The organism is Streptomyces sp. NPDC127129, from assembly GCF_042671585.1.
Lineage (GTDB): Bacteria > Actinomycetota > Actinomycetes > Streptomycetales > Streptomycetaceae > Streptomyces.
Genome location: NZ_JBHXTV010000031.1, coordinates 1 through 7,311 on the forward strand (window position 1 = coordinate 1; position 7,311 = coordinate 7,311).

At 69.6% G+C, this 7,311-nt stretch carries 11 protein-coding genes (1 of these 11 only partly in view); all 11 read left to right on the plus strand.

Features of this window, described 5'->3' with window-relative positions; translation table 11 throughout:
* A partial coding sequence (locus ACFVGW_RS35220; RefSeq protein ID WP_385854861.1) for a DUF5309 family protein occupies window positions 1-388 on the plus strand: 388 nt, incomplete at its 5' end.
* Between the two features lie 13 nt (window positions 389-401).
* Complete coding sequence (locus tag ACFVGW_RS35225) at window positions 402-605, plus strand: hypothetical protein (protein ID WP_375847173.1); 204 nt, start codon at window positions 402-404, stop codon at window positions 603-605.
* Between the two features lie 9 nt (window positions 606-614).
* Complete coding sequence (locus tag ACFVGW_RS35230) at window positions 615-974, plus strand: Gp19/Gp15/Gp42 family protein (protein WP_375847172.1); 360 nt, start codon at window positions 615-617, stop codon at window positions 972-974.
* A 5-nt stretch (window positions 975-979) separates the two neighbouring features.
* Window positions 980-1,384, plus strand: a complete 405-nt coding sequence (locus tag ACFVGW_RS35235; RefSeq protein ID WP_375847171.1) for a DUF6093 family protein — start codon at window positions 980-982, stop codon at window positions 1,382-1,384.
* A complete protein-coding gene (locus ACFVGW_RS35240) occupies window positions 1,381-1,779 on the plus strand; it encodes a hypothetical protein (RefSeq protein WP_375847170.1) in 399 nt (132 codons plus the stop codon). The genes ACFVGW_RS35235 and ACFVGW_RS35240 overlap by 4 nt, the downstream gene beginning before the upstream one ends.
* A 3-nt stretch (window positions 1,780-1,782) precedes the next feature.
* Complete coding sequence (locus ACFVGW_RS35245) at window positions 1,783-2,199, plus strand: hypothetical protein (protein WP_375847169.1); 417 nt, start codon at window positions 1,783-1,785, stop codon at window positions 2,197-2,199.
* Window positions 2,200-2,212: 13 nt separating this feature from the next.
* The gene (locus tag ACFVGW_RS35250) at window positions 2,213-2,542 is read left to right on the plus strand and encodes a hypothetical protein (RefSeq protein WP_375847168.1); all 330 of its coding nucleotides are present in this window, start codon (window positions 2,213-2,215) and stop codon (window positions 2,540-2,542) included.
* A 67-nt stretch (window positions 2,543-2,609) separates the two neighbouring features.
* A complete protein-coding gene (locus ACFVGW_RS35255) occupies window positions 2,610-3,089 on the plus strand; it encodes a hypothetical protein (RefSeq protein WP_375847167.1) in 480 nt (159 codons plus the stop codon).
* Complete coding sequence (locus ACFVGW_RS35260; protein ID WP_375847166.1) at window positions 3,089-3,607, plus strand: hypothetical protein; 519 nt, start codon at window positions 3,089-3,091, stop codon at window positions 3,605-3,607. The genes ACFVGW_RS35255 and ACFVGW_RS35260 overlap by 1 nt, the downstream gene beginning before the upstream one ends.
* A 20-nt stretch (window positions 3,608-3,627) precedes the next feature.
* Window positions 3,628-3,912, plus strand: coding sequence for a hypothetical protein (locus ACFVGW_RS35265; RefSeq protein ID WP_376455012.1), 285 nt, complete (start codon window positions 3,628-3,630; stop codon window positions 3,910-3,912).
* Window positions 3,913-3,927: 15 nt separating this feature from the next.
* On the plus strand, window positions 3,928-7,311 hold the 5' portion of the coding sequence (locus ACFVGW_RS35270; protein ID WP_385854862.1) for a phage tail tape measure protein. It continues 117 nt past the right edge of the window; the window shows 3,384 of its 3,501 coding nt (coding positions 1-3,384); the start codon lies at window positions 3,928-3,930; the stop codon falls past the right edge of the window.

A 7,311-nucleotide genomic window follows, 5' to 3' on the forward strand; every position in this document is an offset into this window, starting at 1 on the left:
GTTCGGGAACGGCGCCCGGCTGCCGCAGGACACCACCGTCTTCATGACGGGCCCGGGCCAGAAGGTCACCCTGTCGAACCTGTACAGCGCTCCGACCCTGAACCAGCCGACCGCGTCCCGCAACATCGGCGGCGTCGCGGTCGACACGCTGGTCACGGACTTCGGGACTTTCGGGATCATGGTCGACCGGTGGATGCCGGCCGGGCAGATCGCGATCGTCGACCTGTCCGTGTGCGCGCCGGTGTGGCTGGAGATCCCCGGCAAGGGGATGCTGTTCGCCGAGCCGCTCGCCAAGGTCGGCGCCTCGGAGAAGTGGCAGCTGTACGGCGAGGTGGGCCTGGAGTACGGGCCGGAGTCGTACCACGGCCTCATCACGGACCTGAAGTAAGGAGACCGCCGTCATGGCGCAGTTCGAGAGCACGAAGTACCGGGGCCTGGTCCTCCAGGACGACAAGGGCGTCTGGGCGAAGTTCGAGGACGGTCTGTGCGAGACGTCCGACGCCGCAGTCATCAAGCGGCTGCGGGCCCTGCCCGACGAGTACGAGGTCGCCGAGGTGAAGGCACCGGCCAAAACCGACGGTGGCTCGGGCGGCGACGGCAAGTAGGGGGCAGCGGTGGCACTGGCGGAACTGTCTGACATCGCAGACCGGTTGGGCCGTGACCTGACCCCGGAGGAGACCCGCCAGGCGACCGCGCTCCTGGACGACGCCACGGCGATGATCGTGGACCGGTTCCCCCGGTACGCGGCCGAGCCCACGGCGACGTCGAAGGCGGTGTGCCGGGCTATGGTCCTGCGGGTCCTCCAAAACCCGCAGGGCCTGCGGCAGGAGTCCATCGACGACTATCAGGTCACCTACGATGCGGCCCGGTCTGCGGGCGAGCTGTACATCAGCGACGCTGAGGCGGAGATGCTGCGCCCTGTGCTCACCACGGCGTTCAGCATCACGCCCTCGGCGCCGAGGTCCAGGCCGTGAGTGGCATGGACCGGCTGCTGGCGCGGTCCCGGGCCTCGGCCGAGTGGCGGATGCGGGACAGGGTCCGCCTGTTCGCGCAGGCACCGGACGGTTTCGACCGGGAGCCCGGGGCCACGGTGCCGGGCGCGCGGACGACGCTGTACGAGGGCCGGGGCCGGGTGAAGCGGGTCATGCAGGCGGCTGGTGACCACGTGTCGGCGGCTGAGCGGCGGGTGTCCCTGCGGGACTACGAGGTGCACCTGCCGTGGTCCACGCCGCTGCCGCCCGACGTGCTGGTCACGCCGGGCTCCCAAGTCGAGGTGCTGGAGTCGGAGGACGCCCGCATGGTCGGCCTGATCTTGTGGGTGATCGGGGTGGCGTACTCGGACCAGGCCACGGCCTGGCGGCTCAGCACGGAGGACCGGTCATGAGTGCACAGTTCGACATGGGTGAGGTGCGCCGCTTGGAGCGGCACCTGACCCGCAGTATTCCCCGGCTGCGGCGGGAGGCCCGCGCGGTCACGATGCGCGGCGCGATGAACATCAAGAAGGACTGGCGGGCCAACGCAAGGGGGACCGCCGGCAAGCACGCCAGGCTGTACCCGCGGAGTATCAGCTACGACTTCGCTGCCTACGGCCGGGACCTGTTCATGGCCACGATTGGCCCGGACAAGGGCGGCCCGCAGGGCGCGCTCGGCAACCTGCTGGAGTACGGCTCGGTGAAGAACCCGCCGCACAACGACGGCGGCCGCGCCCTGGACGCGGAACTGCCCCGCTTCGAGGCGCAGATGCAGCTGCTCGCCGAGCGCGGCCTGGCCTGGTGGTGACGGATGCCCGCACCCGCCACCCCCGATGCGCTGCCCCACCTGGACGCCGTGCAGAAGGCCCTTGAGGACGTGGGGCTCACGGTCTACGTGGGCGGCACGCCCGCGGGCCGCTGGACGCCCCCGGACAAGTACGCGGTCCTCTACCCGGACCCGGGAATGGCCGGCCGCGAGTCCCTCGCCGACGAGCGCACGGACATCGAGTCGACGATGCAGGTCACCTGCGTCGGCGGCGACGTGGTCCGAGCGCTGTGGGTCGCCGGCCGCGTCCGCCGGGCGCTCGCCGCGCCCCTGCCCGTGGAGGGCCGCACCTGCTGGCCGCCCGAGGACCTGGGCGGGCCGCCCGTGCAGCGGGACGACGACGTCACCCCGCCGCTCTGGTACGTCCCGGTCCAGTACCGCATCCGCTCAACCCCCGCCTAATGGAGGGCACCCCATGGCAACACTCGGAACCCAGGCCATCGCCCTGGCCGGCCTGAACCCCACCTACGCCAACGCCGCCAGCAGCGGCGACAAGTGCGAGGTCGGAGACCGCAACTTCCTGCACGTCAAGAACGGCTCCGCCTCCGCCGTGACCGTGACGCTCACGGCGACCGCGTCCGTGCGCGGGCAGTCCGTCTCCAACGTGACCGTCTCCGTCCCGGCCTCCGGCGAGCGGATGATCGGCCCGCTCCAGCCGGACCTGTTCCAGTCGCCGACGGACAGCCTGTGCGCCATCGGCTACAGCGCCTCGACGACCGTGACCGTCGCCGCGCTGCGCATCTGACCCTCACCCATCCACCGCCAGCCCTGAGCCATCCGGCCGGGGCTTTTCTCATGCCCTGGAGGGCCTCATGGCTGACCTGATCAGCGACGGCAAGACTCGCGTCGTGTGGCTGACCTCCGTCGCGAACATCAACGCGCCGACGGTGTCCGAGCTAAACGCGGGCCTCGACCTCACGAAGCGGATCACCCCGGACGGTCTGAAGATCGACCCGTCCACGGCGGACGTCGACACCTCGTCCCTGGCGAGCACCTTCGACACGAAGACCGTCGGCCGCGTCGGATTCGACAACGAGCTGACGTTCAAGCGGGGCGACACCCCGCAGGAGGACGCCCCGTACTCCACCCTGAAGTACGGCGTCAGCGGCTTCCTGGCCGTGCGCCGCGGCCTGGCCTACTCCGCCGCGTGGGCCTCTGGCCAGAAGCTGGAGGTCTACCCGTCCACCTGCGGCGAGCCGCAGAACTCCAGCCCGGCCGCGAACGAGGTCATGAAGTTCGTGTCGCCGCAGAAGGTGACGGACGCTCCGGCGACCGCCGCGACGGTCGCCTGATGGCGAGCATTGAGGACATCCTCAAGCAGGCGAAGCCCCGGGAGCGCACGGTCATGGTGTGCATCCGGGGCGACCTGGCCGGGGAAGCGGAGCGCCTCACGGACGAGCTGGCCAAGGTCAGTGAGGACTGGGAGCCGAGCGACCTCACCGAGGAGCACCCGGGCCGGACGATCGCGGCGCGGCTCAAGGCGGTGCGGGAGCAGACCCGTGGGGCAGAGGTGCCGTTCACGCTGCGGTACATCGGCGACCGCGCGTACAGCGACCTGCTCGCCGCGCACCCCTCGGGCGACGACAGCCAGGCGTTCAATAGCGACACCTTCCCCAAGGCCCTGGTCGCCGCGTCGTGCGTCGACCCGGTGATGACCGAGGACCAGGCAACCGCCCTGTTCGAGAAGCTCAACCAGGGCGAGATCAAGCGGTTGTTCGACGCCGCGTGGGACGTCCACAACAGCAGCGAGATCGTCCCTTTCTCGCTGGCCGCCTCCGCGCTCCTGGCGGCCCTTGGCGGCGAGAGCTAGAAGCAGCCCGCGCCTGGGGGGTGCCCAGGTCCGTGTTCATGGGCCGCGTGGTCGCCGACGGCGAACCGCTGTGGCTGCCCGAGGACCGGGCCTGGGCGCTCGCCCTGCTCCAAGTCGAGGCGGACGCGTGCCCGGACTGCGGGCAGCCCTGGGGCGAAGCCACCGACAAGGCCAACGAGTTCGCCTACCGGGCTGAGCTGATCCGCTGCCACGCCTGCACCACCTCAGCGTCCGCGGTGCGCGCCTACCAGGACAAGGGCGGGGCCTCCGAGGGCCTGCACGTCCACCTCGAACGAACCACATAGACGACGGGAGGTGCCGTGGCGTCCCGTACCGTCACTGTCCGGCTGCGCGCGGACATCAACCAGTACACCCGTGGCATGCGACAGGCTGCCGACAACACGTCGCGGCTGGCCAAGGTCGGCGCAGGGGTGGGCACGGCTCTGCTCACCGGGTTCGCGGTCGCGGCCGCGTCGGCCGCGAAGTTCGACAAGGAGATGAGCAATGTCCGCGCCGTGACGGGCGCGGCCGGCAAGGAGTACGAGCAGCTGCGCAAGGCGGCTCTGGACGCCAGCAAGACGACGATCTACACGGCCACCCAGGCCGCGGAGGCTGAGGCCGAGCTGGCTCGCGCCGGTATCTCGACCTCGGACATCATCGGCGGCGCGCTGAGTGGGTCGCTGGCGCTGGCGGCGTCCGGGCAAGTCGACCTGGCGGACGCCGCGATCATCAGCGCTCAGGCCATGAACACGTTCGGCCTCGCGGGCAAGGACGTGGGCCACATTGCCGACGTGCTGGCGGCTGGCGCGAACAAGAGCGCGTCGGACGTGAACGGGCTGGCCATCGCCCTGCGGCAGGGCGGCCTCCTCGCCAACCAGACAGGCCTCAGCCTTGAGGAAACGGTCGGCACTCTCAGCGCGTTCGCCGACCATGCCCTGATCGGCTCGGACGCCGGTACGTCGCTGAAAACCATGCTCCAGAGGTTGGTACCTCAAAGCGCCGAAGCGCAGCGCGCCATGGACAAGATCGGTTTTTCGGCCTACGACGCTCAGGGCAACTTCGTTGGCCTGGAAGAAGTCGCTGGCAGGATGAAGGCCAGCTTCAGCAAGCTGACGCCCGAGGCGCGCAACGCCGCCATGGCGACCATCTTCGGCTCGGACGCTGTCCGCTCGGCGACGATCCTGTACGAACTTGGCGCCGAGGGTGTCCGGGAGTACACCAAGGCGGTCGACGACAACGGGGCCGCGGCCCGCATGGCCGCTACTCAGGTCGACAACCTCTCGGGCGACCTGGAGATGCTGCGCGCCGCGATCGAGGTCGCGCTCATCGAGGGCGGCAGCGCCGCGAACGGTGCGCTGCGCACGATGACCCAGTGGGTTACTCGGCTGGTGGCCGCCTACAACGACCTGCCGCCCGAGCTCCAGCACACCGTGACCCTGATGACAGGCATCGGCGGTGCCGCAGGCCTCGCCGTCGCCGGGTTCCTGCTGCTGCTGCCGCGGATCGCTGCCACCCGCACCGCGCTGACTGAGTTGGGCATCACCGCAGCCCGGACCCGGGCGCTCATGATGGGCCTCGGACGGCTGAGCGTTGTGGTCGCTGGCCTGGCCGCCATCTCCTGGGGCGTCGAGAAGCTGGAGGCCCAGTTCCGGGACGCCCCGCCCAACATCACGGCCATGGGTAACGCCCTGCTGAACTTCGCCAAGACGGGGAAGGCAGCGGGCGAGCTGGTCAAGACGTTCGGGCAGGACCTGGACGGGTTCGGCGAGGCCGTCGCACGCATCGCCCACCCGAGCGCCCTCAACCGGATCGGCGACAGCCTCTACACGATCACCCACCTCGGGTCGGACTCTGCCGGCCTGGACGATGCCCGCGACAAGCTGCACGCCGTCGACGAGGCCCTGCGGAGTCTCGTCGACGGTGGTGCGCCGGACGTGGCGGCGCAGGCCTTCAACCGTCTGGCCAAGGAGGCTGAGGCGCAGGGCACGAGCACGGAGAAGCTGCGCACTCTGCTGCCCGGCTACGCGGACGCCCTGACTGCGACCGACACGCAGACCAAGCTGTCGGCCGACTCGCAGGCCGAGTTGGCGAAGCAGCTCGGTATGTCGGCTGACGAGATGGCGGACCAGCGCAGCGAGGCGGAGAAGCTGAGCGACGCCCTCAACAAGCTGAACGGCACGGCGATCTCCACGGCCGAGCGTGAGATCTCCTTCCGGCAGTCGCTGGCCGACCTGACCAAGACGGTCAAGGAGAACGGCAAGTCGCTGGACGTCACCAGCGAGAAGGGCCGGAAGGTAAAGGGCGCATTCCTCGACGCGGCCAAGGCCGCGCAGGAGCACGCCCAGGCTGTCGCCGAGCAGAAGAACAGCCAGGCGGCCGGGCAGAAGGTCCTGGAGAAGGACATCAGCCTGCTCAGGAAGCAGATGGCTGCCGCTGGCTTCAGCTCGGACGCCATCGACAAGCTCACCGCGGCGTACCTGAAGCTGCCCGGCAAGGTGGAGACGAAGGTCGACGCCAAGACTGAGGCGGCGGCCAAGGACCTGGAGACGGTCAAGAAGAAGCTGGCCGAGACCAAGAGCAAGAAGATCACGGTCGACGCTCTGACCAAGGAAGGTCAGAAGCAGCTCGAAGACCTCGGCTTCAAGATCAAGCACACCAAGGGCAAGAAGGTCGAGATCACCGTCCCGACCGGCAGCCAGAAGGCCGCCGTGGACGCCCTGCGCCGGGCCATCGAGGCACTGCACGACAAGTCCGTCACGATCACCACGTACCGGCAGGAGATCGCCAGCAAGAACACGTCCGGTCGCCCCTCCACGGGCGAGGGCGGCGTCTCCAAGTACGCCCGCGGCGGTCTCGCGTTCTTCGCTGGCGGCGCCGAGAACCACATCGCGCAGATCGCCCGGCCGGGCGAGTGGCGGATGTGGGCGGAACCGGAGACTGGCGGCGAGGCGTACATCCCGCTCGCCCGTTCCAAGCGTCCTCGGTCCCGGCAGATCGCCGCTGAGACGGTGAAGAGGCTGGGCGGCTCGGTCCAGTGGTTCGCCTCCGGTGGCATCCCCGGCTTCACGTACACGCCGACCGGTCAGCCTGTCCTCGGTGGGCCGTCGGACGCCAAGGGCCGGTACGACAAGGCCTTGGAAGCGCTGCGCAAGGCGTGGGCTGACCTCGCCGAGGCCCAGAAGAAGGCCGCGGCCGGGTCGAAGGCGTACAAGGAAGCGCAGAAGAAGGAAGCGCAGACCAGGAAGGACTCCGCCCGCAAGGTCGCGCAGGCGGAGAAGCACCTGGCGGATGTCCGCAGGGGCAAGCACACCGCGAAGCAGCTCGCCGCAGCCGAGAAGCAGCTCGCGAATGCCCGGTACAACGCAGCGAAGTCGAACAACGCCGCGGCGGCCCGGACGAAGAAGGCCCAGGACGCGGCTGGGGCCAAGTCCAAGGACGTCGCGGCGGCGCGGAGGAAGGTGTACGAGGCCGACGCGGCTCTGGGGTTGAAGAAGGGCGCCAAGGCACCGACCGCCTTCAACCTGAAGGGCTACGAGCTGCAGCTCAACAAGTCCGTGGCCGCGACGGAGTTGTGGCGGAAGAACCTCGACAAGATCGGCAAGCGGGGCGGCAGGGAACTCCAGGCGATGCTGGAGGGCATGGGCGAGGAAGGCTACGCCCTGGTCAACGCTCTGGCGGGTGCGAGCGACAAGCAGTTCAAGTCG